Origin of the sequence: Haloarcula sp. Atlit-7R (assembly GCF_003666065.1) — an archaeon.
In the GTDB taxonomy this organism is placed as follows: domain Archaea; phylum Halobacteriota; class Halobacteria; order Halobacteriales; family Haloarculaceae; genus Haloarcula; species Haloarcula taiwanensis.
The window spans coordinates 727,524-753,103 of the sequence record NZ_QXIK01000001.1 but is presented as its reverse complement, the minus strand read 5'-3'; the positions used below and the strand labels follow the sequence as shown (position 1 = coordinate 753,103).

28 protein-coding genes and 1 pseudogene are annotated in these 25,580 nt (G+C 63.0%); 17 read left to right on the top strand and 12 right to left on the bottom strand.

The window, feature by feature from the left end; genetic code table 11:
* A pseudogene (locus D3D01_RS24915) lies at positions 1–120 on the top strand (nucleoside recognition protein); the annotation flags it as partial.
* Positions 121–122: 2 nt separating this feature from the next.
* Here the strand turns inward: D3D01_RS24915 and D3D01_RS03955 are convergent.
* Positions 123–857: a GNAT family N-acetyltransferase gene (locus tag D3D01_RS03955; protein ID WP_121511304.1), complete on the bottom strand. Its 735-nt coding sequence runs from the start codon at positions 855–857 to the stop codon at positions 123–125.
* A 121-nt stretch (positions 858–978) separates the two neighbouring features.
* The gene (locus tag D3D01_RS03950; RefSeq protein WP_121511303.1) at positions 979–1,872 is read right to left on the bottom strand and encodes a CBS domain-containing protein; all 894 of its coding nucleotides are present in this window, start codon (positions 1,870–1,872) and stop codon (positions 979–981) included.
* A gap of 87 nt (positions 1,873–1,959) precedes the next feature.
* Here D3D01_RS03950 and D3D01_RS03945 point away from each other — a divergent pair, with 87 nt between their 5' ends.
* The 3 genes from D3D01_RS03945 to D3D01_RS03935 all read left to right on the top strand — a co-directional run bounded on the left by D3D01_RS03945 (position 1,960) and on the right by D3D01_RS03935 (position 4,466).
* Positions 1,960–2,922, top strand: a complete 963-nt coding sequence (locus D3D01_RS03945) for a lamin tail domain-containing protein (protein ID WP_121511320.1) — start codon at positions 1,960–1,962, stop codon at positions 2,920–2,922.
* Positions 2,923–2,973: 51 nt separating this feature from the next.
* On the top strand, positions 2,974–4,029 hold the full coding sequence (locus D3D01_RS03940) for a molybdopterin-dependent oxidoreductase (protein ID WP_101349135.1): 1,056 nt from the start codon (positions 2,974–2,976) through the stop codon (positions 4,027–4,029).
* A gap of 92 nt (positions 4,030–4,121) precedes the next feature.
* Positions 4,122–4,466: a hypothetical protein gene (locus tag D3D01_RS03935; RefSeq protein WP_121511302.1), complete on the top strand. Its 345-nt coding sequence runs from the start codon at positions 4,122–4,124 to the stop codon at positions 4,464–4,466.
* A gap of 47 nt (positions 4,467–4,513) precedes the next feature.
* On the opposite strand, the gene D3D01_RS03930 is transcribed toward D3D01_RS03935, so the two are convergent.
* From D3D01_RS03930 to D3D01_RS03900, 7 genes are all read right to left on the bottom strand, one after another.
* The gene (locus D3D01_RS03930) at positions 4,514–5,137 is read right to left on the bottom strand and encodes an HAD family hydrolase (RefSeq protein WP_121511301.1); all 624 of its coding nucleotides are present in this window, start codon (positions 5,135–5,137) and stop codon (positions 4,514–4,516) included.
* Positions 5,134–5,556, bottom strand: a complete 423-nt coding sequence (locus D3D01_RS03925; RefSeq protein WP_121511300.1) for an RNA-binding domain-containing protein — start codon at positions 5,554–5,556, stop codon at positions 5,134–5,136. The genes D3D01_RS03930 and D3D01_RS03925 overlap by 4 nt, the downstream gene beginning before the upstream one ends.
* Complete coding sequence (locus D3D01_RS03920; protein WP_101349139.1) at positions 5,553–6,116, bottom strand: AAA family ATPase; 564 nt, start codon at positions 6,114–6,116, stop codon at positions 5,553–5,555. Before D3D01_RS03920 ends, D3D01_RS03925 begins: the two co-directional genes overlap by 4 nt.
* A gap of 45 nt (positions 6,117–6,161) precedes the next feature.
* A complete protein-coding gene (locus tag D3D01_RS03915) occupies positions 6,162–7,004 on the bottom strand; it encodes a polyprenyl synthetase family protein (protein ID WP_121511299.1) in 843 nt (280 codons plus the stop codon).
* Between the two features lie 61 nt (positions 7,005–7,065).
* Positions 7,066–8,016 (bottom strand): electron transfer flavoprotein subunit alpha/FixB family protein, encoded by a 951-nt coding sequence (locus tag D3D01_RS03910; protein ID WP_101349141.1) that lies wholly within the window; start codon positions 8,014–8,016, stop codon positions 7,066–7,068.
* Entirely contained in the window at positions 8,016–8,807 is a 792-nt protein-coding gene (locus tag D3D01_RS03905; protein ID WP_121511298.1) for an electron transfer flavoprotein subunit beta/FixA family protein, read from the bottom strand. The genes D3D01_RS03910 and D3D01_RS03905 overlap by 1 nt, the downstream gene beginning before the upstream one ends.
* A gap of 84 nt (positions 8,808–8,891) precedes the next feature.
* Positions 8,892–9,986 carry a hypothetical protein gene (locus D3D01_RS03900; protein ID WP_101349143.1) on the bottom strand — a complete coding sequence of 365 codons (1,095 nt, stop codon included), beginning with the start codon at positions 9,984–9,986 and terminating at the stop codon, positions 8,892–8,894.
* Between the two features lie 154 nt (positions 9,987–10,140).
* On the opposite strand from D3D01_RS03900, the gene D3D01_RS03895 reads away from it, so the two are divergent.
* A complete protein-coding gene (locus tag D3D01_RS03895; RefSeq protein ID WP_121511297.1) occupies positions 10,141–11,373 on the top strand; it encodes a hypothetical protein in 1,233 nt (410 codons plus the stop codon).
* A gap of 26 nt (positions 11,374–11,399) precedes the next feature.
* Here D3D01_RS03895 and D3D01_RS03890 read toward each other — a convergent pair whose 3' ends face one another.
* Positions 11,400–12,020: a methyltransferase domain-containing protein gene (locus D3D01_RS03890; protein WP_101349145.1), complete on the bottom strand. Its 621-nt coding sequence runs from the start codon at positions 12,018–12,020 to the stop codon at positions 11,400–11,402.
* Positions 12,021–12,135: 115 nt separating this feature from the next.
* Between D3D01_RS03890 and ahaH the strand changes: the two genes are divergently transcribed.
* The 11 genes from ahaH (at position 12,136) to D3D01_RS03835 (ending at position 22,445) form a co-directional block, all read left to right on the top strand.
* A complete protein-coding gene (ahaH, locus tag D3D01_RS03885; protein WP_101349146.1) occupies positions 12,136–12,468 on the top strand; it encodes an ATP synthase archaeal subunit H in 333 nt (110 codons plus the stop codon).
* A complete protein-coding gene (locus D3D01_RS03880) occupies positions 12,455–14,695 on the top strand; it encodes a V-type ATP synthase subunit I (protein ID WP_121511296.1) in 2,241 nt (746 codons plus the stop codon). Before ahaH ends, D3D01_RS03880 begins: the two co-directional genes overlap by 14 nt.
* 218 nt (positions 14,696–14,913) lie before the next feature.
* Entirely contained in the window at positions 14,914–15,174 is a 261-nt protein-coding gene (locus D3D01_RS03875; protein ID WP_004518385.1) for a F0F1 ATP synthase subunit C, read from the top strand.
* Between the two features lie 22 nt (positions 15,175–15,196).
* Complete coding sequence (locus tag D3D01_RS03870) at positions 15,197–15,781, top strand: V-type ATP synthase subunit E (RefSeq protein WP_121511295.1); 585 nt, start codon at positions 15,197–15,199, stop codon at positions 15,779–15,781.
* Positions 15,778–16,851 (top strand): V-type ATP synthase subunit C, encoded by a 1,074-nt coding sequence (locus tag D3D01_RS03865; RefSeq protein ID WP_101349149.1) that lies wholly within the window; start codon positions 15,778–15,780, stop codon positions 16,849–16,851. The genes D3D01_RS03870 and D3D01_RS03865 overlap by 4 nt, the downstream gene beginning before the upstream one ends.
* Positions 16,848–17,171 carry a V-type ATP synthase subunit F gene (locus D3D01_RS03860; protein ID WP_053966473.1) on the top strand — a complete coding sequence of 108 codons (324 nt, stop codon included), beginning with the start codon at positions 16,848–16,850 and terminating at the stop codon, positions 17,169–17,171. The genes D3D01_RS03865 and D3D01_RS03860 overlap by 4 nt, the downstream gene beginning before the upstream one ends.
* Before the next feature lie 2 nt (positions 17,172–17,173).
* Positions 17,174–18,934 carry an ATP synthase subunit A gene (locus D3D01_RS03855; protein WP_101349150.1) on the top strand — a complete coding sequence of 587 codons (1,761 nt, stop codon included), beginning with the start codon at positions 17,174–17,176 and terminating at the stop codon, positions 18,932–18,934.
* A gap of 2 nt (positions 18,935–18,936) precedes the next feature.
* Positions 18,937–20,349, top strand: coding sequence for an ATP synthase subunit B (locus D3D01_RS03850; protein ID WP_004964535.1), 1,413 nt, complete (start codon positions 18,937–18,939; stop codon positions 20,347–20,349).
* A 93-nt stretch (positions 20,350–20,442) separates the two neighbouring features.
* Entirely contained in the window at positions 20,443–21,195 is a 753-nt protein-coding gene (gene cop3, locus D3D01_RS03845) for a cruxrhodopsin Cop3 (protein ID WP_101349151.1), read from the top strand.
* Between the two features lie 108 nt (positions 21,196–21,303).
* The gene (locus tag D3D01_RS03840; protein ID WP_121511294.1) at positions 21,304–21,996 is read left to right on the top strand and encodes a V-type ATP synthase subunit D; all 693 of its coding nucleotides are present in this window, start codon (positions 21,304–21,306) and stop codon (positions 21,994–21,996) included.
* A 56-nt stretch (positions 21,997–22,052) separates the two neighbouring features.
* Positions 22,053–22,445: a DUF6276 family protein gene (locus D3D01_RS03835; RefSeq protein ID WP_121511293.1), complete on the top strand. Its 393-nt coding sequence runs from the start codon at positions 22,053–22,055 to the stop codon at positions 22,443–22,445.
* Between the two features lie 25 nt (positions 22,446–22,470).
* Here the strand turns inward: D3D01_RS03835 and prf1 are convergent, their stop codons facing one another.
* Positions 22,471–23,727 carry a peptide chain release factor aRF-1 gene (gene prf1 / locus D3D01_RS03830; protein ID WP_121511292.1) on the bottom strand — a complete coding sequence of 419 codons (1,257 nt, stop codon included), beginning with the start codon at positions 23,725–23,727 and terminating at the stop codon, positions 22,471–22,473.
* 267 nt (positions 23,728–23,994) lie between these two features.
* Between prf1 and D3D01_RS03825 the strand changes: the two genes are divergently transcribed.
* Positions 23,995–24,813 (top strand): P-loop NTPase, encoded by an 819-nt coding sequence (locus D3D01_RS03825; protein WP_121511291.1) that lies wholly within the window; start codon positions 23,995–23,997, stop codon positions 24,811–24,813.
* A 55-nt stretch (positions 24,814–24,868) separates the two neighbouring features.
* Here the strand turns inward: D3D01_RS03825 and D3D01_RS03820 are convergent, their stop codons facing one another.
* Positions 24,869–25,564, bottom strand: a complete 696-nt coding sequence (locus tag D3D01_RS03820) for a helix-turn-helix domain-containing protein (RefSeq protein ID WP_101349156.1) — start codon at positions 25,562–25,564, stop codon at positions 24,869–24,871.
* Positions 25,565–25,580 lie beyond the last annotated feature (16 nt).

Below are 25,580 nucleotides of genomic sequence, written 5' to 3'. Positions count from 1 at the left end.
AAAAAAAAAAATCCGTTCCAGTACGGTATCTGGGGCCGGGAGTTCGGTTCGAAAGTTATCGTCGTCAACACGGGGCTGAAAATCGTCTGGATCGCGCTGGCGCTGGTCGTCCTGCTGTAGGCTCACTCGAACGTGTAGGCCATCATCACCTCGTCGACCTGCTCGCCGTCGACGGTGTAGTGGTTCCGCCGGATTCCTTCGGTGTGCCAGCCGTGGTCTTCGAGGAACACCATCGCGTTCTCCGTTATCGCCGGCACGCTGTTGTACAGTTTCCGGTAACCGTTGGCCCGTGCCCAGTCCAGCCCGCGTTCCATGAGTTGGCTGCCGATGCCCTGTCCCTGCCGTTCCTCCCTGACGCCGACGGTGAGCTGGGCCGTCTCGCGGAGCTTGTCCAGTTGCGGGATGTCGAGGTGACACCAGCCGACGACCTCGCCGTCGATTGTGGCGACGAAGAACACCCGCGACTCGACCGTGTTGTGCCGCGTGACGGCGTCCTCGTACAGCAACTGCTCGGCGACGCTCTCAGCGACGACGTAGGTGCCGTCGCTGGAGACGTTCCGAATCGTCTGGACGAGCCCCTCGAAATCGTCGTTACGGGCCGGCCGAATCGTGTACGTCAGCCCGTCCGTGGTGTGTTGCTCGACGGAGCCGACGTCGAGCGCCAGCGTCAGGGTCCCGCCATCGTCCTCGATGTATCCCTTCGACAAGAGGTGTGTCAGGGCCTCCTCGAATGCCTCCGGCGATAGATCCACCGCCTCGCGGACCCTGTGGCGCGCCGCGGTCCCGTGTCGCTCGACGTACTGATACACCTCCATCGCCGCGCTCGTCTCGAAAGTCGGCCGTTCAACAGCGTCCATATCGAGCATATATACTAGCAGATTATTAACAATTGTTGTTTGGTAACACAAACCATTGTTGCGGTGGTTTCCTGTGCGATCAGTCCCGGCCGAGCGTGCCGAGGCGGGCTTACCTGTCAGCTCAGGCCGTGTCCGGAATCGGGTCGGAGATGACGACGGCATCGCCCTCGATGACGCAGTTCCCCTCTGAGTCATCGACGGCTGTGGCCAGCCGGAACCGGTTGTCCTGTATGCGCTCGACGACCTCACAGCGGGCCGTGACCTCCTCGTCGATGTCGACGGGTCCCTGATAGCTCAGCTCTTGCGAGAGGTAGATGGTCAGCCCGGGGAGCCGGGCCAAGGCCGCGCTGATGACGCCGGAGACGAGTGTGCCGTGAACGATTCGGCGGCCGAACCGTGTCCCGTCCGCGAATGCCGTGTCGAGGTGGAGTCTGTTCGTGTCACCGCTGGCCTCAGCGAAGGCCTCCACGTCGCTCTGCGTTATCGTCTTGCTGAACCGGACGTGGTCACCGACGTCGATACCGTCGGCAGTCCCGTAGCTCTCGAAGGTCCAGTCCTCGTCCTCGTACAGCGTGTCCGGCCGGGTGAACCGCTCTCGCTGTGACGGCTCGTCAGTCGCTCCCCCTGCCCGCCTGAGGTGTGGGATGTAGTCAGAGATGTCGGTTGTTGTGACAATCCCGACAAGTTCGCCGTCCTCGACGACGGGCAGTTTCTTGACGTTGTTCGTCCGGAGCCGTTCGACGGCTGTTTCGATGTCCACTTCGGGGGTGACCGTCACCAGTGTCTCGGCCATCACGTCGCCGACTGACAGCGCTCTGGTATCGCCCTCGGCTGCGGTGACAGCGACGATGTCACTCTCCGTGATGATGCCGACGCAGCTGCCGCCGTCCTCGACGACGAGCGAGCCGATATCCTCGTCGCGGAGGCGCTGGGCCGCCTCGATGACCGGAGCGTCAGGACTGATAGTCTTGACCGGTGTCCGCATAATCTCTCTGACTGGCAGCGGGACGAGCATTGTACGGACACCCACTCGTGGCAAACCTATAACAGTCCGCCCAGCGGCACCGTCACACTTGTGCCGCCGGCCGACAAGGTCTATCCGATGCGATGGCCCGTGTTCGGTTTCGTCGTCGTTCTCGTGGTGGCTGCCGGCTGTAGCGGCTTCGCCGGCTCGCCGTCGCAGTCGACGGGGGCCGCCGCTGACGGCCAGTCAGCAATCGACGTGCCACACGCAGTCGTCACCGTTACCGTCACGGCCGTCGTCGACGGCGATACGATACAGATTGCCTACGAGAACGGGACTGGCGACACGGTCCGACTCGTCGGCGTCGATACTCCCGAAGTCCACACCGAGACCGACCCCGCGGAGTTCGAGGGCGTCCCCGAGACCGACGCCGGGTCGGCCTGCCTCCGCGGGGCCGGCACGAACGCCTCGGCGCTCGCCAAACAGCGGCTCCTCGGCGAGACAGTGGGACTCGCCTTCGATTCGAATCTGAACCGGCGGGGCTACTACGACCGACTACTGGCCTACGTCGTTCACGAGGAAGTGCTGTTCAATTACCGACTCGTCGAGACTGGCCGCGCGCGTGTCTACGACAGCGAATTCACGCGAACCGAGCGATTTTACGCGGCCGAGGACGCCGCGCGCTCCGACCGGCGCGGGCTCTGGCACTGTACGGACCCGGGCGCTACGACCCGGACGGATACCGCCGACAGCGGGGCTATCACCGAGAGCACCAGCGGTGTCGAAATTGCGACGATCCACGCCGATGCGGCAGGAAACGACCACGAGAACCTGAACGACGAGTACCTCACGCTCACGAACGCCGGCGACGAGTCGGTCGACCTCTCCGGGTGGACGGTCAGCGACGCTGCGGGGCACCAGTACACGTTTGCGAACCTGACCCTCGGCCCGAACGACTCGGTCACCCTCTACACCGGTCGCGGCACCGACACTGTGACCGAGCGGTACTGGGGCCGGAACGGGGCAGTCTGGAACAACGACGGTGACACTGTCACGGTCCGAAACGCCAGCGGTGAGCCGCCCCTCCGGCAGTCGTACTGACGCCGCTGCGCTGTCACGGCAGTATAAGCCGCTCCGGTGCTAACCGGTACCATGGCCATCCACCGGCTGACGCCAACGCCACGGGCGGTCGACTGGGGGCTGTTCGCGGCGGTGGCGACGCTGCTTGCCACAGGTATCGCCACCATCTTCGCAGGCATTCCCAGCAGTGCGTGGATAATCGACCTCCACGCGCTCTCCGGCGTGGTGCTGACGCTCCTGCTGCCGGTGAAGCTCCACCGTGTGGTCCACCGTGTCGCGCCGTCGCGGCTCACTGCGGCCCGTGTCCTCTCGGTCGGTCTGGCAGCGGTCACGCTGGGGGCGCTTGGCACCGGCGTCTGGTGGATATTCGGCGGCACGCTCGACCTCGGTCCGTGGGGGCTGTTTCACCTCCACGTCGCGCTCGGCCTGCTGGTCCCGCTGCTGTTGCTGATGCATCTCCGAACCCGGTTTTACTCCCCAGCAGAGGCCACCCGCGGCGGCCGCCGTGACGTTCTCCGGTACGCTGGGTTGGTAACCACGGGGGCACTGATCTGGCGACTCCAGGGGCCAGTCAACGACGCACTCGGTACGGCCGGCGCGGACCGCAGGTACACCGGCTCGCGGGAGGACGGGACCGGTGACGGCAACCGGTTCCCAGTCACTAGCTGGGTCGCCGACGATCCGGACCCGGTCGACGCGGCCGAGTGGTCGTTGTCGGTCGGTGGCCGGGTCGCCAGCGAGACCAGCTACGCCGCAGCCGACCTCTCGCCGGACGCGACCGAACCGGCGGTGCTTGACTGCACGAGCGGCTGGTACTCCGGTCACGAGTGGCAGGGCGTTCGCGTCGGTGACCTGCTCGACGCCGCCGACCCCGACGACGCGGCGGCGTGGGTCCAGTTCCGCTCTATTACTGGCTACCGGTGGAGTCTCCCGCTCTTAGAGGCCCGCGACGCCGTGCTGGCCACACACGTCGACGGCGAACCCCTGGCCCACGGACACGGCTACCCCCTCCGACTCGTTGCGCCCGGCCGTCGGGGGTTTCAGTGGGTGAAGTGGGTCGATTCGGTGCGGGTCAGCAAGCGCCGCGAACTCGGGGAGTGGATCGCGATATTCGTGAGCGGATTCTGAACGACGCCCACACCCTTCGAAAAGAGAGCTTACCGGTGTAGCTGTCATTGAAGCTACTACTAACGAAGTACTGTGTCGCGGTACCGGGTGGTATGAACTGGCGACACCCCGCCCGACTCATCGGTCCCTCGAACACTGCCATTGCTCTGTGGGCGGTTGCCGTCGCCTTTTTCGGCGTCGGCGACCTCGTCACGACGCTCGTCGGCTACAGTATTACCGGGGTGACGGAACTCAGCCCCGTTGTCAAGCTACTGCTTGCACAGCATGCGGTGCTGGTGTTGACCGGCCTGAAAGCCGCCGTGTTCGTGGGCTTTTTTGCCATCTGGAAGTACGTTTCTCGGCCGTACTCAATCGGTGTCCCGCTCGGGCTGGCGCTACTCGGCGTCGTGGTCACGGCGTGGAACACCGGCGTTATCCTTACCGCTGTACTGACCTGATTGTCGGCCGCTTCCAGTACGCCGCTCCGTACCGATGGCTCCGTGCGCTACACCAGCGCGTCGATAGAATCCCAGAGGTCCGGCCCGCTGTCATCACCCGACTCGTAATGAATCGGCACGAAGCCCGCGTTACGTGCGCCTTCGACATCGGTTTCGTACTCGTTGCCGACCATCACGTATTCGTCGGCCGGTAGCTCTTCCCGGACCCGGTCGAACGGCGCGCTGTCGGGCTTGTGTGCGCCGACCTCGTAGGAGGCGACAACAAGGTCGAACAGGTCGGTCTGCCCGTGGTGGTCGAGCTTGGCGACCTGCCGCTCCCGGATTCCGTTGGTGACAATCGCGAGCCGATTGTCGGTGGCAAGTGCGGTCAGGCTGTCCCGGGCTGTGTCGGGGACGGTCGTCGACGCGAACTCGGTCTGCTTGAGCGTCTCGACCAGCGCATCGAGGTCAACGTCTGCCCCGGCCGCTTCGGCGACCGCGGCCATCGACTGGCGGTACGGGTCCGGCTCCAGCGCCTCGAAGGCCGTATAAAATACCTCCTTGCTAACGGCCCGAAGCTCGTCGGTGTACTCGATACCATGGGCTTCGACGGTCCTTCGGATAATGTTCTTGTACGGCTCCGGATAGTGGACGACTGTGTCGTCAAGGTCGAAACAGATGGTCGTCGTCATGAGTCTTCGTCGTAGACCGGCTGGCCGTCTTCGGTCGGCGGCGCGACGTAGTTGATATACTCCTCGGCCGACGGTTCGTTGACGGTCACGTTCACGCGGATGTCACCGAGTTCGGAGGGGTCACCGACTGCGAAGTTTATGCGTCCCTCGAACGCCGCTTGCTTCTTCACGTCGAACGCGAAGGTGTCCCCCTCCAGATTGTCGAAGAAGACAGACCGCGCCGTATCGAGGATTTCCCGCCGGTGGAGTAGCTCAGAGAACCCGTCCATCGTGTGGACCTCGGCGACGAGTGCGCCTTGCTGGTGTGTCGGGTCGGCCTCCGGGAAGAGGGTCCGAACTGCGTCTGCGACCCGGTCGGTTACCTCGGTGTCGTTGACGGGCGCTTCGATTTGGATGTCGACGGCGTAGACGGCGCTCATTGGTTAAGCGCCTCCGACCCGTCCCGAATCAGTGTGCGAACAGTCCGCTGGAACGCGGCCAGCGTCTCCGTGTTCTCGATAGTCAGGTCGGCCATGTCCATGGCCTCGCCCATCCCGAAGCCGAGTTCGCGAGCGTCACGGTCCTCAAGCGACTCGCCGCCGTCTTCGGCCGAAGTGTCCCGCCCCCGGATGTCGAGTCGCTCGGCCCGCAGTTCGAACGGGGCGTCTATCTCGACGAGCAGGAACGCGTCGCCAAAGGCCGATTCGAACGCTTCAACCTCCACGTCCGACCGAATACCGTCGACGAGGACGGTGTCATTCGATTCGAGTTCCGCCTCAATCATCGGTAGCGAGCGCTCGGCGATGGCGGCAGGGCCGTTCTCTTCTCGAAGCGCCTTCGCGACCGTTCCGTGGTCCGATGCGGGGTCAAGCCCGCGGTCACGGCACTCCTCGCGGATGACGTCGCCCATCGTCACGACCGGCACGTCCATCTCGGCGGCGACGTTCGCTGCCTCGCTTTTCCCGCTGCCCGGCAGCCCGACGATACCGATAACTGTCATTGCCGGGCGTAATCGAGCAGCGGGCAAAAGCCCTCCCGTTCGGGCTCACCGCTCGCGGACGACGACGAACTCCGCGAGGTCCCGCAGGTACTCCATCGACTGGGACTCCGGGGCGTCGATGGTCGATAGCGACTCCAGGGCGGCGTCGGATTCAGCCCGCGCCCGCTCGTTTGCCTCCTCGGTCGTCAGCTCCGTCACTTCCACCAGCGACGGTCGTTCCATCTCCGCGTCGGTCCCGGCCGGCTTGCCCAGCGTTTCGGCGTCGGCTGTCGCATCGAGCACGTCGTCACGCATCTGGAAGGCCACGCCGACCCGTTCGGCGTACTGCCCGACCGCCTCGACCGTGTACGGGTCCGAGTCGGCCGCGATTGCCCCCAGTTCTGCCGCAGCGCGGAACAGCGCCCCGGTCTTCCGACGGGCCAGTTCCATGTACTCCTTCTCGTTGGAGGGCTCTGCGACCAGCTCCATGGCCTCGCCTTCGCCGAGTTCGACCATCGACTCGGAGACGGTCTGCATGGCGCGCTCGTCCGTCGAAAAGAGATTGAACGCTTCGCCGAGCAGGCCGTCAGAGGCGATGATAGCCGGGCCGTGGCCGAAGGCCTCCCAGGCGGCCGGAGAACCCCGCCGGAGCTCTGACTCGTCGATGATGTCGTCGATGACCAGCGAGGCGTTGTGGACGAGTTCGATGCCGACCGCGAAATCGACGGCATCGCCCGGCTCCCCGCCCAGCGCCTCACAAACCAGCACTGTCACCGTCGGCCGAACTCGCTTTCCCCCGGAAAGCGCCACGTGACGCACTTCATCTGCGAGTTCATCCGGCTCCACGCTGTCGAGAACCGCCTCCAAGCGCTCCTCGACCCGGTCTCGCCGGCGCTCGAGATACTCCATTACCGCCCCCTTAGGACTACCATAAAAAGTACCTTGTCACCCGCGATTCAGTGGGTCGCGGCTACTGGAACTGCTCGATGAGTGCCGGGACGACCTCGAACAGGTCGTCCTGAATACCGTAGTCGGCGATGTCGAAGATCGGTGCGTTCGGGTCGGTGTTGATGGCGACAATCGTATCCGAGCCCTTCATCCCGGCGACGTGCTGGACGGCCCCGGAGATACCGATGGCGATGTACACGTCCGGAGTAACGACCTTCCCGCTCTGGCCGACCTGGCGGTCCTTCTCCAGCCAGCCATTGTCGATGAGCGGCCGTGAACCCGACACCGTCGCGTCCAGTGCCTCGGCGAGGTCGTGGATAATGTCGAGGTTCTCCTCTTCTTCGATACCGCGGCCGACGGACACCAGCACGTCGGCGTCAGTGATGTCGATGTCGCCACCGCCGACCTCCTCGAAGCCCTTCACCGTGGACTTGACGGCACTCTCATCGATGGTCGCGTCGAATGCCTCGATTGTGGCGTCACCGTCCGCCTCGATTGTCGGCCACTCGGCCGGGCGGATGGTCACGGCCGCCTGCTCGGCGTGCACGTCGATTGTCGTCTCGGTTTTCGAGCCGTACAGCTCTCTGGTCGCGGTGAGGCCGTCTTCGGCGTCGATGTCGACCACGTCGGTCACGAGCGGCCGGCCCAGTCGGTTGGCGACTGCCGGCGCGTAATCGAGGCCGTTGACGCTGTTGGGCATCAGGAGAACGGTCGGGTTCAGTTCCGTGGCCAGCTGGGTGACGGCCTGCGTGTACACGTCGTGGTTGAACTCCTCGCCGATATCGACGGTGTGGACAATATCAACGCCCTCACGGTTCAGATCCGATCCAAACGCCTCGACATCACCGCCGATGACGGCGGTGTGTAGCTCGCCGCCGAGTTCGTCTGCGAGAGCGCGACCGGCTGCTAGCTGTTCTAGGCTCACCGGTCGGAGTTCCCCGCGCCGGTGTTCGGCGATAGCGAGGACCGACATTAGCTGGTCACCCCCTTCTCCGCGAGCAGTTCAGCCAACTCGGCCGCCGTCTCCTCGGGACTCCCTTCGAACACCGTCGCCTCGCCCTCGGTTTCCGGCTCGTACAGCGAGGTCTGTTCCAGCGGGCTCTCGATTTCAGCCGCGTCTAGTCCGACATCTACTAGGCTGTACTCCGCGAGTTCCTTGCTCTGAGCTTGCCGGATGCCCCGAAGGCTCGCGTAGCGTGGGTCGTTGATCCCGGTCTGTATCGTCAGTACAGCGGGGATTTCGATATCGGTGAGTTCCTCGACGCCGCCTTCCAGTTCACGGTGGACGCTTGCAACACCTGCCTCCAGATCGAGGTCGAGGTCGTTGACGACAGCGCCCCATTCCATGTCGAGTTTATCGGCCAGCGTGACACCGGTCGCCCCGAATCCGTCGTCGGCGGACTGAACGCCAGTCAGCACCAGATCGGGGTCTTCCTCGGCGGCGACAGCGGCCAGCACCTCGGCCTTCGTCTCGGGGTCCAGCAGGCCGGCGTCGGCGAGTGCGTCGTCCCAGACACGGATCGCGCGGTCGGCCCCTTTCGCCAGTGCCTGTCGGATCGTCTCGTCGGTTTCGGACGAGCCGATTGTGACGGTGACGACCTCGACATCGTCGTGGGCCTCCTTTATCTGGACGGCCTCTTCGACAGCGTACTCGTCCCACTCGTTGAGGTCGGCTGTGACATATCGGCCGTCGATAGCGAGTCCGTCGATCTCGAACTCGTCGTCGACGGCTGCCACCTCCTTCACCGTGACAAGAATTTTCATATCGGCAGTCCGATCGGACAGCGAATAAACGTTTCCGAACCAGAAACCACGCCCGGCTTGTTTACGCTCAGGCTGTCCTGTGGCTCACTCGTCGAAGTCGGTGATATCCTCGTCCGGGAACGAAATGAGGTTCTCCCGGCCGATGCGGAGTTTGTCGATCCGCCCTTCGTCGTCCATTGATGAGAGCAACTGGGACACCTTCGCGTTCGACCAGCCGGTCTCGGAGACGATGCGCGCCTGCTTCATCCGACCGCCGTTTTCTTCGAGGAGCCGTTCGACGCGTTCCTCGTCGCTCAGCAGTTCGACATCGACATCATCTGAGGCCGTGGTGTCGCTCGTTGCGGCTGCCGTCCCAGTACTGTCGTCTCCCTCGTCGTCGGTCCCGGCTGCGATTGATGGCAGCCCGTCAGTGTATCCCGTTTTGAACATGTACCCGACGGCACCAACGAGTAGCAACATCAGCACAACGCCGCCGATCCAGGCCGAGCCGATGCCACTGAAGATCGACTCCGGGGTCCCCGTCGGCGTTTCGGTCGTCGGTTGTTCGCCAGTGTACACGACGGACAGGTATCCCGGCTCGAACGTCCGACGCCCCTCGAAAACCAGCTTTCCGTCGTCTACGGCGCTCGGGGCGCTCTCTACACCGTACCCAGCCGGCGGCGAGATAACGAGTCGCTGGTCTGCAGTCAGCGTCCCGAACCACGTGCCGTCCGTTGAATTGAACGCGTCACCGACGACGACGTTCTCGCTGGTGACAACCGCGAAGTTCGTCCAGGTAAACTCGAGGATCAGTTGCCCTCTGCGGTCTGACACCTCGTACCGACGGTCGACGTTAGTGATCTCCATCTCACGACCGGTGACCGTACTGGCCTCGTCTTTTGCCTCCCGAAATGCTGGTAGCCATACCGCCTCGCCGTCGTCAGCGAACTGCTCACCGGTGTCTCTGAACGACTCAGTTTCGCTTTCGTCAAGCGCGTAGGTGTCTGTTATCGTCCACTTGGCGTCGCCGTTCGATTGTATCTGGAGGGCGAACGTCGTGTTTTCCGCGACCGGTGCCGGCGTCCCGGTTGTCTGTTGTGCGGAGACAGTATCCGCTGTCGCCGCTGTCGCGAGCGGCGGGGTCGCAAACAGGGCAAGCAGGACAAGGAGGAGGAGGGCACCTGAAACCCGCGGGGTCATTCTCGTTCATCGATGAACGTTCTGGGGGCAAAACCCTTTCCATCCGAGAATAAAACGTCAGCGGGCGCTTTGAAACGTCTCGTGCCTTCTCAGACGATTATTGATATATGGAGAATGGGGAGATTTTTGTACAGTGGGTGAGTATTCGTCTGTGATGCGTCCCCTCCCCGCAGTCGGTGTGATCCTCTTCATGGTTGTTTCCGTGGCTGCCCCGGTGACTGGGGCAGCCTCGCCAGCCCAGACCGCTGACGGCAGCGATCAGTTACCACAGATCACGGCCGTCGACAACACGACGAACCATCTCGCAATCCCAGCCAGTGATGTCAGGTCAACGACGTACAACCGGTCCTCAATCGACGTCGGCGTCGCGGTTGCAACCGGATCCAGTGACCTCCGGAGCGATTACGCGACGACGACGTTTGAGCGGCAGTTCTTCCAGCAGGACAGCGAGGCCGCTCGCAACCGCCTCGTCGACGAGACGCTGACCGATATCGAAAGCCAGCGAGCGAGTCTCGAACGACGGAATCAGGCCGCCATCCAGCAATACGCCAGCGGTGTGATAACCGCGACAGAGTTCCTGCGACAGCGTGCACTGATCGACGCTGAGTCACGTCAGTTGGCCACCCGGCTCGACCGTATCCGGGCCACCGCCGGCACCGCGCCGGACTACTCGCTCTCACCGGCGCAGCGCTTCCGCCTGGAGAACAGCAGAGGCGTGCTCAAGACGTACCGCGGCCCGATAAGTCAGCGTATCAGCGACGAGACCGCCGGGACGGTCGAGCCGAACGCGGTGTACGTTGAGGCGTCCTCAGAGGGGTATATGTTGTCTACAGTCGCAGACGGCCAATACACGCGCGAGACGTATCTCGGACAGGACCGCGAACAGACGGCAGTTGACCAGTTCGCACAGACCGACGACTCTCTCGGTGCGGTTAACACGCGGGCAGAGACCCTCTATCCGTGGCTCTACAGCGAGCAGTACCCGTCTGTTCAGACATACGGTCGGAGTGCCATCTACCAGATTCAGGCTGATCACTCCAACGGACAACTGACGGCCTATCTCGACGGCGGGACGACGAACGTCTTCTACGAGACGCAGACTCTCGAACTGACGACGGTCGACCGATCGGAAGTGGCGGCGGGTGTGAACCAGTCCGTTCGGGTTCGAGTCCAGCAGTCCTTCGAGTCCGGCCCGCTGCTCATCACGGCCACTGATAACAGCACGGGCTCTCCGACCGATGCGACCGTCAGAATAAACGGTAAGCGGATCGGTACGACCGGGACAGACGGCACTCTCTGGACGGTCGAGCCCCGTGGGGGGTACACGGTTACCGCCACCACACAGGACGGCGAACGGGTTCGAGTGCCTGTTAGCGGATCGGCGTAACGACGTGAGAAGGTAGAAACTCGCTGTTATTCAGGGACTTCTGCGATTGTCGTAATCGCACGCGGGCTGCCCGGTCGGGACTGCTGAATGTGGTGTTCGAACTCCTCGAAGCCGGCCTCAGTGAACATCCGGTCGGCCTCTTCCTCGTCGTAAAACAGCATGATGGCATCGGCCATCTTCTGGAAGACTGTCGAGTTCGGGTAGTCGGGACCGACGATGAGGACCTTGCCACCGGGTTTGGTCAGTCGGCGACACTCAGCGAGCGCGTCGACGGGGTTGGGCCAGTACTCGATGGACCCTGAGGACCACACCGCGTCAAAGCTGTCATCTTTGAACGGGAGTCGTTCGGCATCACCGAGGTGGTAGCGCACGTCACCGAACTTGCCGAACTTCTCGAAGGCTTTCGAAAGCTGGTGGGGGCTCTGGTCGAGCCCGTACACCGTATCGACGTGTTCGAGCAGTCCCTCGGTGGCGAAGCCGGTGCCACAGCCGACATCGAGGACTCTGTCGTCGGGCGCAAGGTCGAGCATTGCGATCGCCTCGTCGCGCATCCGTTCGTCCCAGATGAAGGGGTTGATCTGGTCGTACACCTTCGAGAGATACTTGTAGAACGTCCGCGCGCGGGCTTTATTCTCGAGGACTCCCATTACCCCCAGCTTAGGACTTGGCGGTCATAATTCCCCGGATTTTGGCCGGTGTCTCACACGGAGAAACTTCGCAACTACCAAATAGCCGCTCTGGCAACGCTCACATGATTAGAGAATGCCACGGCCAGAAGTTCTTGACAGGATACAGGAGGCCGAGCAGGAGGCCGACGAGATCGTCGCAGAGGCCGAACAAGACCGCGAAGACCGCATCGCGGAGGCTCGGGAAGAGGCCGAGGAGATCCGCGAATCAGCGCGGGATGAGGCCGACGCGGCCGCAGAAGACCGTCTTGAAGCGGCTCGCGAAGAGATCGAGGCCGAGCGCGAACAGATCATCGAGGACGGCGAGAGCGCTCGCGAAGACCTCGAACAGCAGGCCAGTGAACAGATCGACGAGGTAGTCGAATACGTCACAGACCTGTTCGAGGAGGCGGTGCATGCTCAGACCTGAGAAGATGTGCCGCGTCTCGGTGACGGGGTCGAAACGCGCGATGGAGCAGACAATCGAGGCCGTCCACGACCTCGATATGCTCCACGTCACCGAGTATGACGGCTCCTGGGACGGATTCGAACCCGGGAACTCGCTCGAGGGAACCAACGAGGTCTCGGATAAGCTCGTCACGGTTCGCTCGCTCCAGTCAATTCTGGATGTCAGTGAGGAGGACGCCGGTCCGACCCGAGTTGTCACTGACGAGGCGATCGAGGAACAACTCGACGAGGTGCGGACGGCGGTCAACGAACTCGACGACCGGCGCGACGATGTCCGTGATAAACTCCGGGCCGTCGAGGACCGGATCAACACGATGGCCCCGTTCGTCACGCTTGGCATCGATCTCGACCTGCTCCGTGGCTACGACTCGCTGTCAGTCGTCGTCGGCGAGGGCGACAGCGACGAGATCGAGACCGTCCTTGCAGCTAGCGACATCGAAACGTTCGAGCTGTTCACCGAGGACGGCGTCGTCGCCGTGTTCGCACAGGCCGACGAAGACGCTCTGCAGGACGCACTGGTCGGGGCGACGTTCTCCCGGCTCGAAGTCCCAGAAGGCGACGGCGACCCGACGTCATATCTCGAAGAGCTGGAACACGAGAAACAGCAGCTCGAATCGAAGCTCTCGACCGTCGAAGACGAACTCAATGAACTCCGTCTCGACCACGCCGGATTCCTGCTCGCAGCCGAGGAGAAACTGGCTATCGAGGCCCAGAAGGGCGAAGCGCCGCTCACCTTCGCGACGACGGAAAACGCCTTCATCGCCGAGGGGTGGATTCCGAACGAGCGCTACGAGGAGTTTGAGCAGGCCCTTTCGAGCGCTGTCGGCGATGCTGTCGACATCGACAGGATCGAAATCGCCGAGTACGACAGCGACGGGCACGCGGAGTCTCACGAGGAAGTCGAGCGCGAGGGCGGCAACGGCGGCGAACCGGTCGGCAGTTCGGTCGATGCTCCCGAGCCGGAGAGCGAGCGCCAACCGCAGGAAACCGTCGCTGACGGCGGTGTCATCACAATGGGCAGCGACGACCCACCGGTCATTCAGGACAACCCGAGCGGCGTGCGACCCTTTGAGGACCTCGTCGAGGTCGTCAACCGACCGAAGTACGGCGAGTTCGACCCAACGGTCGCCTTCTTCCTGACGTTCCCGGCCTTCTTCGGGTTCATGATCGGTGACCTCGGCTACGGGCTCCTGTACCTCGCACTCGGATACGGGCTGTACTCGAAGGTTGACAGTGACGTGCTCAAAAGCCTGGGCGGCGTTGCGATGTGGGCCGGTGGCTTCACCGCGCTGTTCGGTGTGCTGTACGGTGAGGTGTTCGGCTTGCACACCATTTCGAACGTCTTCTGGCCCGCGCTGGGATTCAAGAGCGCGCCGATGCACAAGGGACTCCAGCCGCACTACGCCGACTACGCGCTGGCGTGGCTGACAGTCAGCCTGCTTGCCGGGACGGTCCACCTCGCTGCGGGCTGGATATTCGACTTCATCGAGAACCTGAGCCACAGCCTCTGGGACGCCGTCACCGAAAGCGGGTCATGGCTGCTGATGCTGTTTGGCCTCTGGGCGTGGGTGTTCTCCGGCGCGAACGGTGCAGCGCCAGACTTCCTCTATACCGCTGAGGCAGGTGTCTTCGCAGGGAATCCGTACGCATGGGGATTCACTGGGCTGCCAGCGATCAATCTCTTCACGATTCCGGGACTGGGTGCGCCGTTCTCGGCGTGGCTCATCCTCTTTTTTGCCGGCCTCGTGCTGCTGGCGCTCGCAGACCCAATCGAGGTCGTCGAGTTCCTCAACGTGCTGGTGAACGTCCTGTCGTACACGCGGCTGGCTGCCGTACTGCTGGCCAAGGCAGGGATGGCCTTCGTGGTCAATCTGCTGTTCTTCGGCGCGTACTCACACGACGGTGAGTTCCACTTCCTCATCGGGCATGGACCTGAGTGGGCGATCTCCGAATACGGCGCGGAAGCGATCATGTTCCCCGGGCTCATCCACTCCGGTATCGCCGCCGCGCTGGTCGGGGTTCTCATCCTGGTCATCGGACATCTACTCGTGCTGGTGCTCGGCATCACCAGCGCCGGACTCCAGGGCGTCCGACTTGAGTACGTGGAGTTCTTCGGCAAGTTCTTCGAAGGCGGCGGGAAGCGGTACAACCCGTTCGGCTACGAACGCACCTACACGACCGAGGACTGACCGCGCGCTTCCTTTCTCTTCGGGCTAATCGCCGCTGTTTACTGCCGGTTTTGCCAATTTCGTTGCGGGTGTCGACTGCTACACGCTCACAACCGACCACAGCTGAGCCGCTAAACCGCCCGAACAGCACGCTGACGAACCGTTTTGGGAAGCTTTATGAACTACGTGGATTCACATACGCCTGTTCGGACACGAGCAATTCCAGAGACTACACATCCATGATCGAAACCATCGCACTCCTTGTCAACGCAGTACTGCAGGAAGGTACCGCCAGTGCTCCAGCTATTCCGGCTTCAGCCGGCGCAGCGCTTGCCGTCGGACTCGCCGCGCTCGGTTCGGGGTATGCGGAACGTGGGATCGGGGCCGCCGCCGTCGGCGCAATCGCAGAAGACGAGAGCATGTTCGGCCGCGGACTCATCCTGACAGTCCTGCCGGAAACGCTCGTCATTCTCGCGCTTGTCGTCGTCTTCGTCGTCTAACAACACTCCGTCTTTTCCAATAATGAGCCTTCAAACAGTCGTAGAGGATATCCGCGACGAGGCCCGCGCGCGTGCTCAGGAGATTAGCGATGAGGCCGACGAACGTGCCGAGGAGATTATTACTGATGCCGAGGCCGACGCCGAGCAGATCAGAGAGGATCGCGAGGCAGAGGTCGAGCGGACCATCGAGCAGGAGCGAGAGCAGCGGCTCTCCTCCGCGAAGCTCAAGGCCAAACAGGCTCGACTCAACGCCCGGCGTGACATCCTCGAAGACGTTCACGGCGACGTCGAGGACGCGCTTGCGGCCCTCGAAGGGGACAGACGAGAGGAACTGACACGCGCACTGCTCGACGCCGCTGTCGAGGAATTCGGCGACAGCGACGAGCTGTCGGTGTACGGCCGTGCGTCGGACCAGTCGCTTCTCGAGGATGTACTCGATGACTACGACGGCGCGACGTACGCCGGCGAACGGGACTGCCTCGGCGGCGTCGTCGTCGAGAGCGGTGAGTCACGGGTCCGTGTGAACAACACGTTCGATTCCATCCTGGAGGACGTCTGGGAGGACAACCTGAAAGCAATCAGCGACCGCCTGTTCGAAGACCAATGAGTTCGCGAACGGGAACGAGCGGCCAGGGAAGCAACTACGAGTACGTCATCGCACGGGTTCGTGCCCGAAGCGCATCCCTGTTCGACGATGACGACTACCGGAAGCTGGTCCGCATGGGGACGGGCGAAATCGCCCGCTTCATGGAGGAAACAGAGTACGAGACCGAGATGAACGCGCTCGGCTCCCGGTACGACGGCGTCGACCTCGTGGAGTACGCGCTGAACCGTAACCTCGCGAAACACTTCGACGACCTGCTTCGCTGGTCCGAGGGGGCGCTGTACGACTACATCGCCCGCTACCTGCGGAAGTTCGACGTGTGGAACGTCAAAACCGTTATCCGCGGGCTCTACTCGGACGCAGAGCGGACGGAGGTCGAGGACGACCTCATCCGGGCCGGCGAGTTCGCCGACCGCCGCATCGAGGACCTGCTGAACGCCGGTTCTATCGAGGAGGTCGTCGAGCAACTCGACGACACCATCTTCGGCGAGTCACTGGCCGAGGCGTTCGACGTGTACGAGGAAAGCGGCGTCCTCGTGCCCCTGGAGAACGCGCTCGACCGCGCCTTCTACGAGACGTTGCTGTCGGGACTGCCGGACAACCCCGAGGTCGACAGTCCGACCGGGCTGTACGTCGAGTTCCTGGAGACGGAAGTCGACTTCCGCAACCTCCGGAACGCGCTCCGGCTGGCCCGCAGCGGCGCGGACATCGACCCCTCGGAGTACTTCATCGAGGGCGGCCAGCTGTTCGACGCCCAGGAGGTCGCACAGCTGTCGACGAATCTCGACCAGTTGGTCAGTGCCGTCCGCGAGAGCAAGTACGGCGAGGACCTCGATCAGGCGCTGTCGGCGCTTGAGGAGGCCGACAACCTCATCGACTTCGAACGGGCGCTGGACGCGGCGCTGCTCGAATACGCTGACCGGCTCTCGAACCGCTATCCGCTGTCGGTCTGTCCGGTGTTGTCCTACGTTCTCGCGAAGGAACGCGAGGTCGACAACATCCGGGCCATCGCCCGCGGTCGCGAGGCCGGTCTCGGCCCCGACGAAGTCGAACAGGAGCTGGTGATACTATGAGCCAGGAAATCGCTGTCATCGGCAGCCCGGAGTTCACGACGGGCTTTCGGCTAGCTGGCGTCCGCAAGTTCGCGGACGTGCCTGCCGACGAGAAAGACGAGCAACTCGACGAGGCCGTCGAGGAGATGCTCAACGACGACGACGTCGGCATCGTCGTAATGCACGACGACGACCTGTCGCACCTCTCACGCGGTGTTCGGCAGGACGCGGAGACGAGTGTCGAGCCAGTGATGGTCACGCTCGGCGGCGGCACTGGGAGCGGCGGACTGCGTGAACAGATCAAGCGAGCCATCGGTATCGACCTGATGGACGAAGACTAACCATGAGTCAAGCAACAGACACAGACGTCCGCGAGGACGGCATTATCGAAAGCGTCTCGGGACCGGTCGTAACGGCTCGGGACCTCGACGCCCGGATGAACGACGTCGTTTACGTCGGCTCGGAAGGGCTGATGGGCGAGGTCATCGAGATCGAAGGAAACATCACCACGATTCAGGTGTACGAGGAGACCTCCGGTGTCTCCCCCGGCGAACCCGTCGAAGGGACGGGCTCGCCCCTCTCCGTGGACCTCGGGCCGGGCATGCTCGACGCCATCTACGACGGCGTCCAGCGCCCGCTCGACGTGCTCGAAGAGAAGATGGGGTCGGCGTTCCTCGACCGCGGCGTCGACGCGCCGGGCATTGACCTGGAGAAGACCTGGGAGTTCACCCCCGAAGTTGAGGAAGGCGACGAGGTCGAAGCCGGCGATATCGTCGGCACTGTCCCTGAGACGCCCAGTATCGATCACAAAGTGATGGTCCCGCCCGACTCCGAGGGTGGCGAGGTCGTCGCCATCGAATCGGGCAACTTCACCGTTGAGGAGACGGTTGTCGAACTGGACAGCGGCGAGGAAATCCAGATGCACCAAGAGTGGCCGGTGCGCCAGCAGCGGCCGACCGTCGAGAAGGAGACCCCGACGGAGCCGCTCATCTCCGGCCAGCGCGTGCTGGACGGCCTGTTCCCGATTGCGAAAGGCGGGACGGCCGCCATCCCCGGTCCCTTCGGCTCCGGGAAGACGGTCACCCAGCACCAGCTCGCCAAGTGGGCCGACGCTGACATCGTCGTCTACGTCGGCTGTGGCGAGCGTGGCAACGAGATGACCGAGGTCATCGAGGACTTCCCGGAACTGGAAGATCCGACCACCGGCAACGCGCTGATGGACCGGACCTGCCTCATCGCCAACACGTCCAACATGCCCGTCGCGGCCCGTGAGTCCTGTGTGTACACGGGAATCACCATCGCGGAGTACTTCCGTGACATGGGCTACGACGTGGCGCTGATGGCCGACTCCACCTCCCGGTGGGCCGAGGCCATGCGCGAAATCTCTTCCCGGCTCGAGGAGATGCCCGGCGAGGAGGGGTACCCCGCGTACCTCTCCGCTCGCCTGAGCGAGTTCTACGAGCGTGCCGGGTACTTCGAGAACATCAACGGTACCGAGGGTTCGGTCTCGGTCATCGGGGCCGTCTCGCCGCCGGGCGGGGACTTCTCGGAGCCGGTCACCCAGAACACGCTGCGTATCGTCAAGACGTTCTGGGCGCTGGACGCCGACCTCGCCGAACGCCGGCACTTCCCGTCTATCAACTGGAACGAGTCGTACTCGCTGTATCGCGACCAGCTCGACCCGTGGTTCGAGGAGAACGTCCGGGACGACTGGCCGGAGACGCGCCAGTGGGCCATCGACACGCTGGATGAGGAGGCCGAACTGCAGGAAATCGTCCAGCTTGTCGGGAAGGACGCGCTGCCGGAAGACCAGCAGCTGACGCTGGAAATCGCCCGCTACCTGCGCGAGGCGTGGCTCCAGCAGAACGCCTTCCACGACGTCGATACCTTCTGTGAGCCCGAGAAGACCTACCGCATCATGGACGCCGCCAAGACGTACAACGATGCGGCCTTCGAGGCGCTCGATGCCGGCGTTCCCGTCGAGGAAATCACCGACATCGACGCCGCGCCGCGGCTCAACCGTATCGGCGTGCAGGAGGACTACAACGAGTACATCGACGAACTCGAAGACGACATCGAGTCACAGCTCAGGGAGCTGTACTAACAATGAAAGAGTACCAGACAATCACGGAGATCAGCGGACCGCTGGTGTTCGTCGAGACCGACGAACCGGTCGGCTACGACGACATCGTCGAAATCGAGCTCAGCGACGGCGAGACCCGCCGTGGCCAGGTGCTCGAATCTGCGAGCGACTACGTCGCCATCCAGGTGTTCGAGGGGACCGAAGGTATCGACCGCGACGCCTCGGTTCGCTTCCTCGGCGAGACGATGAAGATGCCCGTCACCGAGGACCTCCTCGGGCGGGTCATGGACGGGACCGGCCAGCCCATCGACGGCGGCCCGGAAATCGTTCCTGACGAGCGCCGCGACATCGTCGGCGAAGCCATCAACCCCTTCTCGCGGGAGTACCCCGAGGAGTTCATCCAGACGGGCGTCTCGGCCATCGACGGCATGAACACGCTCGTCCGCGGGCAGAAACTGCCGATCTTCTCCGCCTCCGGCCTGCCCCACAACGACCTCGCGCTCCAGATTGCGCGACAGGCGACGGTGCCGGAAGAGGAAGACGGCGAAGACGACGAGGGTTCGGAGTTCGCAGTCATCTTCGGCGCGATGGGTATCACGGCCGAAGAGGCAAACGAGTTCATGGACGACTTCGAGCGCACCGGCGCGCTGGAACGCTCGGTCGTCTTCATGAACCTCGCGGACGACCCGGCCGTCGAGCGGACGATTACGCCGCGGCTGGCCCTGACGACCGCCGAGTACCTCGCCTTCGAGAAGGACTACCACGTCCTGGTCATCCTGACGGACATGACCAACTACTGCGAGGCGCTGCGCGAAATCGGTGCCGCGCGTGAGGAGGTCCCGGGCCGCCGTGGCTACCCCGGATACATGTACACCGACCTGGCCCAGCTCTACGAGCGCGCCGGTCGAATCGAGGGCCGCGAGGGCTCCGTGACCCAGCTCCCGATTCTGACGATGCCCGGCGACGACGACACGCACCCGATTCCGGATCTGACCGGGTACATCACCGAAGGCCAGATCTACATCGACCGCGACCTCAACAGCCAGGGCATCCAGCCGCCGATCAACGTCCTGCCGAGCCTGTCGCGGCTGATGGACGACGGTATCGGCGAGGGGCTGACCCGCGCCGATCACGCCGACGTGAAAGACCAGATATTCGCCGCGTACGCGGAGGGTGAGGACCTGCGTGACCTCGTGAACATCGTCGGTCGCGAGGCGCTGTCGGAACTGGACAACAAGTACCTGGACTTCGCCGACCGCTTCGAAGAGGAGTTCGTCGATCAGGGCACCGACACGGCCCGCAGTATCGACGAGACGCTCGAACTCGGCTGGGACCTGCTCTCGATGCTCCCGAAGGATGCGCTGAACCGCATCGACGAGGACCTCATCGAAGAGCACTACCGCGAGGACGAGACTGCAGAAGCCGTCGAAGCGTAACGACGGCCCTACATCTCACGGCCGCCCGTCGTTTGTACCTAATATTTTGGGTATGTCACTATTTACCTTTGAGTGCCTAATGTAAACTGCACTATGCCAGCACCAGGGAGCGAAGGAATTTGGCTGTGGTTAGGTACAGCGGGCATGTTCCTCGGCATGCTATACTTCATCGCGCGTGGCTGGGGTGAAACCGACAGCCGGCGCCAGAAGTTCTACATCGCGACAATACTTATCACGGCAATCGCGTTCGTGAATTACCTCGCGATGGCACTTGGCTTCGGGCTGACAATCGTTGAGTTTGCCGGTGAGGAACATCCAATTTACTGGGCGCGGTACAGTGACTGGCTGTTTACCACGCCGTTGCTGTTGTACGACCTTGGACTGCTTGCAGGGGCAGATCGTAACACTATCACGTCGCTCGTCAGCCTCGATGTGCTGATGATCGGGACCGGTCTGGTTGCGACGCTGAGCGCAGGCAGCGGCGTGCTGTCGGCCGGCGCGGAACGGCTGGTCTGGTGGGGCATCAGCACCGCCTTCCTGCTGGTCCTGCTGTACTTCCTGTTCAGCTCGCTGTCCGGCCGGGTCGCAGACCTGCCAAGCGACACGCGTAGCACGTTCAAGACGTTGCGCAACCTCGTCACCGTCGTCTGGCTGGTCTATCCGGTCTGGTGGCTCGTTGGTACCGAGGGAATCGGCCTCGTCGGTATCGGGATCGAGACAGCCGGCTTCATGGTCATCGACCTCGTCGCGAAGGTCGGCTTCGGTATCATCCTGCTCCGGAGCCACGGCGTGCTTGACGGCGCGGCCGAGGCGACCGGAACTGGCGCAACGCCTGCAGACGACTAACCGCTGCCGTTCGTCGACCTCGTTTTTTCGGTGTCAGTCCGGAAGCGGCAGCGCTCGGACCGAAATAACTGGAAACCGTTAACTGCCTACGTCGAAAAGAGGCCCGTAATGGCTAAGGATGTCAAACCCACGCGCAAGAATCTGATGCAGATCGAGGACCGCATCGAGCTGTCCGAGCGTGGGCACGACACGCTGGAGAAGAAGCGTGACGGCCTCATCATGGAGTTCATGGACATTCTGGATCAGGCGCAGGACGTCCGTGAAGATCTCGACGATTCCTACGAGCGGGCCCAGCGCGCGATCAATATGGCCCGGGCGATGGAGGGTGACGTGGCTGTCCGTGGGGCCGCTGCAGCGCTGAAAGAACACCCCGAACTGACAACCCAGTCGAAGAACATCATGGGCGTCGTCGTCCCGCAAATCGAGTCCAGCAAGGTTCGAAAGTCATTGGACGAACGCGGTTATGGCGTTATGGGGACCTCGGCCCGTATCGACGAGGCTGCCGAGGCATACGAGGAACTGCTCGAAAACATCATTCTCGCCGCCGAAGTCGAGACGGCGATGAAGAAGATGCTCGAGGAGATCGAGACCACGAAACGCCGTGTCAATGCCCTCGAATTCAAGCTCCTGCCCGACCTCTATGACAATCAAGAGTACATCGAGCAGAAACTCGAAGAGCAGGAGCGCGAAGAGATCTTCCGCATGAAAAAGATCAAAGCCAAGAAAGAAGAGGAAGAGGACACGCTCGCGGCCGAAGAGGAAGCGGAAGAAGAGCCCGAAGCGGTCACTGCTGACGACTGAACAGAGAGCCCGTCCTGACCGGTATCGTTTTTGCGGTTTCCCGTCCGTGGATGAGTATGTCCTGTCCCGACTGCGGTGGCGATCTCGTTTCGATTCCGGTTCCGGCTGATCTCCAGCAGTATCTCCCCGGCGACGCACCGGGGGCCAGCGTCTGCCGGTCCTGTCTGGCACTGCGCCCAGAGACGGAGCCGCCCGCTGATGTGCCCGACCTCACAAGAATCGACAGTGCAATCCCCACTGCCGATGGGGCAGCGATCCCGGTGGTGTTGCTCGTCGGTCTGCTCGACTCGCTTGCGATGCACCGCGAGGAGATCACCGCGCTGCTAGAGCGAATCGAGCGCGAAGGCGTCGACCCGCTGCTGGTGCTGGATCGGCTTGCCGCAAGCTACGGGGAGGCGGCCCATGTCGACCTCGGCCGTCGCCGTCGGCAACTCGAACAGTTGCTATAACAGAACTGACGGTGTGAACGACGCGTTAGACGCCTGTCGAGTAACGCAGCAAGCCGGCGACGCCGCCAAAAGCGGTCAGCAGCTGTTCGCCTTTTTCGAAGTCAGTCGAGATGAACACCGTCTCTGTGCCCCGCTGGTCGGCCAGTTCCATCAGGTGGTCGATGGCGTCTTCGCGCTCGCCGTCCTCGGCGTCGACGGTGGCTCCACAGCGGGTACACTCGTGGTCGTCGGTCGCCGCGTTGCTGTTGATGAGGTCGTACTCGTCGTGGCCGTTCTCGCAGGTGTAGGCGACCACGTCCTTCCGGAGGTCCTCGGAGATGAGCAGCTGTTCGACCGCACCCATGTTGAGGTTCTGGCGGGTCTGGTCGAAGCCGTAGGTGGCCCTGTCCCCGTTGTGGAGCTGCTTGAAGAAGTCCTCCATGAGCTCCTTGTCCCGGAGCATCTCGTGTTCGGCCAGCACCTCGCCGGCTGCGTCCACGAGGTCGTACAGGCCCGACTCGTCGGTGTAGGCAACGTCGAACTTCCCCAGCACCATGTCCTGTAGCTCGTGGTGGAGGTAGTCGCCGTCGAGGAACTCGTCTTTCGTCGGTGAGGGGCCACCGACGAGGATACCGTCCAGGTCGTGGCGGTCGGCGACGAACAGGTCGTTGGCCATCCCCGCGACCTCCTGATAGAAGTTGTCGATGGCTTCCAGTCGGAGGCGGGCGAACCGCTGGGCGGACTGCCCACCTTTCCGCTGTTTGCCCGGAACCAGCGACGAGGCGGACTTGACGGGCTCGACGCGTTTGCCCTTCAGCCAGCCGACGTTAGCCTCGCGCCGGTCGAGCACGATGAGACCGAACAGCCCTTTGTCGGCCAGCATGTGCTCCAGTGGCTCGGTGAGAAACTCCGAGTCACAGTGATAGCGGAACGATTCGATAGGGTCCGGCGGGGATTCGAGGACCTTGGTCACCATGTCGGTCCGGCCGCCGCCGGTGTCGAACGCCCCCGAGAACAGCACTAGGCCGTTCTCCGGCGGCGTGTTGTCGTAGTATCGAAGCCGGTCTTTGATGGAAGTCAGCGCGTCTTGGACCGCGGTGCGGGTGTCCTTCGACTTGATGTTCGAGGCCTCGGAGTGCTCTTGGGTGACGTGGGCGACGACGTCGCTTATCTGCTTGTCCTCGGGGACGTAAATAGAGACCAGCTGGGTGCCCGAACCCTGGTACCCCTTGAGTTCCTCTATGACCTTCCGGAACTCGTATTTCTGCTTGTCAGATTGTTCCTGTTCCTGCTGCTCGCTCATTACTCTCTGTTGGCCGAGGTGGCGTAAGAACCTGTTGACAGCGAGGGGCGCGAACGGAGTGAGCCGTCCTCGTGCCGGAACGGTGACCGGTGGGTGCCGTGGAGGAAGGGGCGAGGGGCACGCGAAGTGCGGTCCTCGGATACCCAGCGGGAGGAACGACCTGCGTGGCCGTGGAACTGACTAGTCTGTGCGGCGCCTCCCGGAGCGGTTCGACAATTGACAGTCGCATTTATATGACTGCCTGCATTGTACCCAAGCAATCAGACTATGGCGGGGTACGTGTGTACGATTGCGGGCGGCAAGGGCGGCGTCGGGAAGACGACGACCGCGGTAAATCTCGGAGCTGTCCTTCAGGAGATGGACTACGATGTGGCTGTCGTCGACGCGGATCTGGGGATGGCGAACCTCGGCTCGATGCTCTCCGTGGAGCCGGAAAAGAGCCTCCACGAGATTCTGGCCGGCGAGGCTGCCGTGAGTGAGGCTCTGACCGATGCACCGGGTGGGCTCACGGTGATTCCGGGTGAACAGTCGCTCGAAGCGTTCGCGGACGCTGACCCCGCAAAGCTCCGGAAAGTCATCAAGACGCTCCGAAATGCCTACGACGTGGTGCTGATCGACACTGGGGCCGGACTGAGCCACGAAGTTGCCGTGCCGCTCGGGTTGGCCGACGGAATCGTCCTCGTCACGACTCCCGACGACGTTGCGGTGGGTGATACGGTCAAAACGGCCCAGCTAGCGAACCGAATCGACGGGACCGTCCTCGGCGCGATCATCAACCGTGCGACCCGCCACACTGATGTCGCGTCCATCGCTGAGCAGATGGAGTTCCCACTGCTCGCGGTCATCCCGGACGACCCGCAAGCGACGACCGAAGAACCGCTTGTGCTCAACGCCCCCGAAAGCACGGCTGCAGACGCCTACCAGCGGCTGACCGAGGCGCTTGAGGGTGTGTTCTTCCGGGGCGAGAGTCCCGAAGTAGATGTCGAGACCATACTTGATGATGAGTGGTTCCTTGACGACACCGACGACCGCTCAGATGTCGACGACGACGAGGACTCGGGCGGCGTGTTTGGCCTGTTTAATTGACGGTTCTGTACCGCTTGCTGTTCCGGTCGCAGCCCGCCGCTCCGACCGCATTTCACTACGTTTGGGTTTCCGGAAGCGGCGGCCACAGCGTTGCGACCGTTTCCTGGATGAGCTGGGTCTGTGCTCGGCGCAGTCGTTCGGAGAGCGACGACGCAGAGATGTCCAGTTCCTGTGCCACGGCAGCCAGTGGTGCACGTCGCGGAATCTCGAAATACCCCATCTCGTATGCCGTCCGTAGCGCTTCGAGTTGGCGGTCAGTGAGCCCGTTACCGGGCGGCTTCGGCTCCGCATCCCGTGTCAGCCGCTCCAGTTCGAAGTCCGCGTTTCGCTGCCAGAACGAGGCGAACTCGGTGAACGCTGCTCGATCGGCGAACCAGCCCATTTGCACCCACCCATCTGCAGTCACGGTTATCTGCTCGATACTAGCGTCTGCTGTGGCGAGTGCTTCAAGCCCGTCCAGGTCGTCAATTTGGTCGCCGAGTTGCGCCTCGAAGCTCAGCGCCGGCACTGCCTGATACCGCTGGGTATCGCCTGCCGTCCCGATGCGCGTCCACTCCTGTACGTCGTAGGCGTCAGTGAGTGCCCGCTCGACAGCTTGCTCGGAGCTACCCGTCACCGTGGCAAGAAACAGCGGACGACGGCCGTGGTTGTACTGGAGGGAAAGGGTAATCGACGCTTCGGGAACCGTCTCTGCAACCGACACGAGCGGCAACGCATCGCAGTATATCTGAAACTCTGCAACGAGCCCCATACGCTAGCGTTTTTTG

What these genes read in the sequence shown, in the direction of transcription:
- D3D01_RS03855 (WP_101349150.1), top strand. Translation starts at nt 17,174, where the DNA reads ATGAGTCAAGCAACAGACACAGACGTCCGCGAGGACGGCATTATCGAA.
- D3D01_RS03935 (WP_121511302.1), top strand. Translation starts at nt 4,122, where the DNA reads ATGAACTGGCGACACCCCGCCCGACTCATCGGTCCCTCGAACACTGCC.
- D3D01_RS03880 (WP_121511296.1), top strand. Translation starts at nt 12,455, where the DNA reads ATGCTCAGACCTGAGAAGATGTGCCGCGTCTCGGTGACGGGGTCGAAA.
- D3D01_RS03920 (WP_101349139.1), bottom strand. Translation starts at nt 6,116, where the DNA reads ATGACAGTTATCGGTATCGTCGGGCTGCCGGGCAGCGGGAAAAGCGAG.
- prf1 (WP_121511292.1), bottom strand. Translation starts at nt 23,727, where the DNA reads ATGAGCGAGCAGCAGGAACAGGAACAATCTGACAAGCAGAAATACGAG.
- D3D01_RS03915 (WP_121511299.1), bottom strand. Translation starts at nt 7,004, where the DNA reads ATGGAGTATCTCGAGCGCCGGCGAGACCGGGTCGAGGAGCGCTTGGAG.
- D3D01_RS03940 (WP_101349135.1), top strand. Translation starts at nt 2,974, where the DNA reads ATGGCCATCCACCGGCTGACGCCAACGCCACGGGCGGTCGACTGGGGG.
- D3D01_RS03850 (WP_004964535.1), top strand. Translation starts at nt 18,937, where the DNA reads ATGAAAGAGTACCAGACAATCACGGAGATCAGCGGACCGCTGGTGTTC.
- D3D01_RS03890 (WP_101349145.1), bottom strand. Translation starts at nt 12,020, where the DNA reads ATGGGAGTCCTCGAGAATAAAGCCCGCGCGCGGACGTTCTACAAGTAT.
- D3D01_RS03895 (WP_121511297.1), top strand. Translation starts at nt 10,141, where the DNA reads ATGCGTCCCCTCCCCGCAGTCGGTGTGATCCTCTTCATGGTTGTTTCC.
- cop3 (WP_101349151.1), top strand. Translation starts at nt 20,443, where the DNA reads ATGCCAGCACCAGGGAGCGAAGGAATTTGGCTGTGGTTAGGTACAGCG.
- D3D01_RS03820 (WP_101349156.1), bottom strand. Translation starts at nt 25,564, where the DNA reads ATGGGGCTCGTTGCAGAGTTTCAGATATACTGCGATGCGTTGCCGCTC.
- D3D01_RS03875 (WP_004518385.1), top strand. Translation starts at nt 14,914, where the DNA reads ATGATCGAAACCATCGCACTCCTTGTCAACGCAGTACTGCAGGAAGGT.
- D3D01_RS03860 (WP_053966473.1), top strand. Translation starts at nt 16,848, where the DNA reads ATGAGCCAGGAAATCGCTGTCATCGGCAGCCCGGAGTTCACGACGGGC.
- D3D01_RS03900 (WP_101349143.1), bottom strand. Translation starts at nt 9,986, where the DNA reads ATGACCCCGCGGGTTTCAGGTGCCCTCCTCCTCCTTGTCCTGCTTGCC.
- D3D01_RS03925 (WP_121511300.1), bottom strand. Translation starts at nt 5,556, where the DNA reads ATGAGCGCCGTCTACGCCGTCGACATCCAAATCGAAGCGCCCGTCAAC.
- D3D01_RS03905 (WP_121511298.1), bottom strand. Translation starts at nt 8,807, where the DNA reads ATGAAAATTCTTGTCACGGTGAAGGAGGTGGCAGCCGTCGACGACGAG.
- ahaH (WP_101349146.1), top strand. Translation starts at nt 12,136, where the DNA reads ATGCCACGGCCAGAAGTTCTTGACAGGATACAGGAGGCCGAGCAGGAG.
- D3D01_RS03835 (WP_121511293.1), top strand. Translation starts at nt 22,053, where the DNA reads ATGTCCTGTCCCGACTGCGGTGGCGATCTCGTTTCGATTCCGGTTCCG.
- D3D01_RS03870 (WP_121511295.1), top strand. Translation starts at nt 15,197, where the DNA reads ATGAGCCTTCAAACAGTCGTAGAGGATATCCGCGACGAGGCCCGCGCG.
- D3D01_RS03955 (WP_121511304.1), bottom strand. Translation starts at nt 857, where the DNA reads ATGGACGCTGTTGAACGGCCGACTTTCGAGACGAGCGCGGCGATGGAG.
- D3D01_RS03950 (WP_121511303.1), bottom strand. Translation starts at nt 1,872, where the DNA reads ATGCTCGTCCCGCTGCCAGTCAGAGAGATTATGCGGACACCGGTCAAG.
- D3D01_RS03865 (WP_101349149.1), top strand. Translation starts at nt 15,778, where the DNA reads ATGAGTTCGCGAACGGGAACGAGCGGCCAGGGAAGCAACTACGAGTAC.
- D3D01_RS03840 (WP_121511294.1), top strand. Translation starts at nt 21,304, where the DNA reads ATGGCTAAGGATGTCAAACCCACGCGCAAGAATCTGATGCAGATCGAG.
- D3D01_RS03945 (WP_121511320.1), top strand. Translation starts at nt 1,960, where the DNA reads ATGCGATGGCCCGTGTTCGGTTTCGTCGTCGTTCTCGTGGTGGCTGCC.
- D3D01_RS03930 (WP_121511301.1), bottom strand. Translation starts at nt 5,137, where the DNA reads ATGACGACGACCATCTGTTTCGACCTTGACGACACAGTCGTCCACTAT.
- D3D01_RS03825 (WP_121511291.1), top strand. Translation starts at nt 23,995, where the DNA reads ATGGCGGGGTACGTGTGTACGATTGCGGGCGGCAAGGGCGGCGTCGGG.
- D3D01_RS03910 (WP_101349141.1), bottom strand. Translation starts at nt 8,016, where the DNA reads ATGTCGGTCCTCGCTATCGCCGAACACCGGCGCGGGGAACTCCGACCG.